Here is a 263-nt window from a genome sequence, read left to right on the forward strand (position 1 = left end):
GGCCAGGCTGCGGGCCCGCACCTGGGTCAGCAGTTCGGCGACGCTGGGGTCTTCGCTCAGGTCGACCCGCAACACCAGATAGTTGACGAAAAAGCCCACCAGGTCATCGAGTGCGGGGTCACCGCGCCCGGCGATCGAGAATCCCACCGCCACCTCGTCGCTGGCGCTCAGCGCAGACAGCAATACCGCCAGCGCGGCCTGGACCATCATGAAGCTGGTCGCGTTGTGTTCCCTTGCCACCCGCGCGATCCGCTGCTGCAACT

1 protein-coding gene is annotated in these 263 nt (G+C 66.5%); it reads right to left on the reverse strand.

What is annotated here, in order from left to right; translation table 11 throughout:
* Positions 1-263: condensation domain-containing protein (locus OQ789_RS25935; RefSeq protein ID WP_324689300.1), on the reverse strand; the 263-nt coding region annotated here is incomplete at both ends.

It is taken from the genome of Mycobacterium sp. 94-17 (assembly GCF_035617725.1).
Classification (GTDB): domain Bacteria; phylum Actinomycetota; class Actinomycetes; order Mycobacteriales; family Mycobacteriaceae; genus Mycobacterium.